The organism is Mitsuaria sp. TWR114 (assembly GCF_007997345.1).
The window spans coordinates 1-2,414 of the sequence record NZ_VOSR01001119.1; the positions used below are offsets into that span (position 1 = coordinate 1).

The 2,414-nt window shown below is 72.5% G+C and carries 4 protein-coding genes; 1 reads left to right on the forward strand and 3 read right to left on the reverse strand.

Annotated elements, in window-relative coordinates:
• From FUT87_RS27995 to FUT87_RS28005, 3 genes are all read right to left on the reverse strand, one after another.
• Positions 1-794: DUF692 domain-containing protein (locus FUT87_RS27995; protein ID WP_147243070.1), on the reverse strand; the 794-nt coding region annotated here is incomplete at its 3' end.
• A complete protein-coding gene (locus FUT87_RS28000) occupies positions 791-1,063 on the reverse strand; it encodes a hypothetical protein (RefSeq protein ID WP_147243071.1) in 273 nt (90 codons plus the stop codon). The genes FUT87_RS28000 and FUT87_RS27995, both read right to left, overlap by 4 nt.
• A gap of 225 nt (positions 1,064-1,288) precedes the next feature.
• Positions 1,289-1,951 (reverse strand): LysE family translocator, encoded by a 663-nt coding sequence (locus FUT87_RS28005; protein ID WP_147243072.1) that lies wholly within the window; start codon positions 1,949-1,951, stop codon positions 1,289-1,291.
• Between the two features lie 132 nt (positions 1,952-2,083).
• Between FUT87_RS28005 and FUT87_RS28010 the strand changes: the two genes are divergently transcribed.
• Positions 2,084-2,414, forward strand: a 331-nt coding sequence (locus FUT87_RS28010) for a YafY family protein (RefSeq protein ID WP_147243073.1), incomplete at its 3' end; no start/stop codon positions are given.

Here is a 2,414-nt window from a genome sequence, read left to right on the forward strand (position 1 = left end):
GGCCGCGGTCGATCACGGTCGGGCGGGCCGCCGATGCGACCCAGCGCGTGGCGGTAGAGCGACCAGACGTCCTCGCCGACCGGATCGCCCTGCCCGCCGAAGGCCACGCCCTGCGCCTGCGCATGGCCGGCCAGGTGGTACTGGCCGACGACGGCCGGATCGATCTCGTCCACCCAGGCGATGCCGGCCCGCACGATCGCCTCGTCCCGATGACCGCGGTTGATCGCAGTGACGACCAGGCTGTCCAGATTGACCAGCACCCCGCAACCGGTGCGCCGCGCCAGCGCATTGAAGAACGCGGGCTCGCTCAGCGTGTCCTCGTCCCACGCGAGGCAGGCCGCGATCGGCTCGATCAGGATCTGCCGCCCCAGCGCTTCCTGCGCGGTGTCGACATGGTCGGCCAGCAGCGACAGGCTGCGTTCGCTGAAGGGGATCGGCAGCCGCGCATGCAGGTGGATGGGCGCTCCGGGTCGATGCACGCGGTTGAAGCAGGCGTATTCGGACACCGCGCCCGGCCGCACCGCGTCGACCAGCTCCCTCACCTGCCGCAGGTGGCCGCCGTCGATGCCGACCGCCGAGCCGAGCCCCAGACCCGCGCCGTGCAGGCTCACCGGGAACCGGCGCGCGGCGTCCAGCAGCAGCTGGCGGGCGGCGCCGCCGGGCGACAGGAAGTCCTCGGTGAGGACCTCGAGGAAATCGATGCCGGGCGCGCCGCGGACCATCACCTCCTGGTAATGAGGCTGCCGCCACGCGATGCCCACGGCGACCGGCCACAAGGGGGCGCCGGACCTCACGATGCCGCCTTCGCGCCGCCACGACCCTCGGCGCCGATGGACCCGGGGCCGATCCCGCTCGTCGCGCGGGCCGGCGCCGCGGGGAGGTATTGCCAGTCGCTCGGCAGTTGACCGATCGCCGCCTCGACTGACAGATCTTCATGGTTGTTCTGACTTGCCTTGATGAGGCCATACCACCTCTTGATGTCGCGACCGTCAGGCGCATGGGCCGAGGTGCCCGCCGCCAGCGCGGCCGTCAGCGCGGCGAGGATGATGTGGCGTGTGGTCATGAACAACTCCGATGGGACGGGGCCTGGCCCCGCGAGGGTGGATGGATCGGCGCGTCGCCGGATCTCGTCGATCCGCCGGCCACGCGCCGGGGCCCTCAGTTGTCGACCTCTCCCGCGCGTTTGGCGTCGGGTCGGAGTTCATTGACAAGGATCAAGCGCATTGAGGCCCTCGCCCCACGCCGACGACACGCTGCGACACGCCGTCCGCGCCCGTCGCCGCCGGCCTCAGCCCAGCGCGGCCATCCCCGCCTGGTGCCAGGCCTGCCACGCGGTATAGAGCGCCGTGACCCACAGCAGCAGCCCCACGCCGCGCAGCAGCAGGCGCTGGCGCCGCAGCCCGGCGGCGTCGGCGGTGCCGAGCCGGCGACGCCCGCCCGCGGCCAGCCAGGCCAGCCCGCCGTAGACGCCGATCTGCGTCGCGGCGGTGACGATGCCGATCGCGCCGAGCTGCAGGGCCAGCCCGCCGCGCTCGGGATGCACGAACTGCGGCAGCACCGCCAAGCTGAAGAGGTAGGCCTTGGGATTGAGCAGGTTGGTCAGCATCGCGCCGAAGAAAGCCGAGTGCGCGCGCGGCCCGTTCGCCGGGCGCGCCTGTGTGGCGCTGGGTTCGGCGCGCATCAGGCCCCAGCCCAGCCAGCCGAGGTAGATCGCGCCGGCGACCAGCATGATCGTGAACGCGCCGGGCAGCGTCCGCAGCAGCAGAGCCAGCCCCATCGCACCCATCGCGAGGTGGCAGAACGCCCCCGCAACGACGCCGCCCAGCGCCGCCAGGCCCGCGCGCAGTCCACCGGTCAGGCTGTGCCCGACGACGAAGGCCATGTCCATGCCGGGGATCAGCACGATGCCGAGCACCAGGGCGAAGTAGAGCGTCAGATCGGCGGGATTCATTCGAGGGTCTCCTGGTTGGAGGGCGGCTGTGGCGCCCAGGCAGCGCACGAGGCGCGGAATGGCACGCAGCCTAGGGCCGATATAGGACGGATCCAGCCCTATATCGAACGCAGGGGCCGTAGACTCGCCGGCATGTCGCTCCCCGCCTCCCGGATCCTGGCCTTGCTTGAGCTGCTGCAATCGCGCGGACAGCTCGATGGCGCCGCCATCGCCGCCGAGCTGCAGGTCGAGCGCCGCACCGTGCGGCGCTACATCGTGGCGCTGGAGGCGCTGGGCATCCCCGTCGACCGCGAGCGCGGCCGCTTCGGCGGCTACCGCCTGGCGACCGGCTTCCGCTTGCCGCCGCTGATGTTCAGCGAGGACGAGGCGCTGGCCCTGGGCCTGGGACTGCTCGCCGCGCGGCAGCTGGGACTGGCCGACACCGCGCCGGCGGTCGCCAGCGCGCAGGCCAAGCTCGAACGCG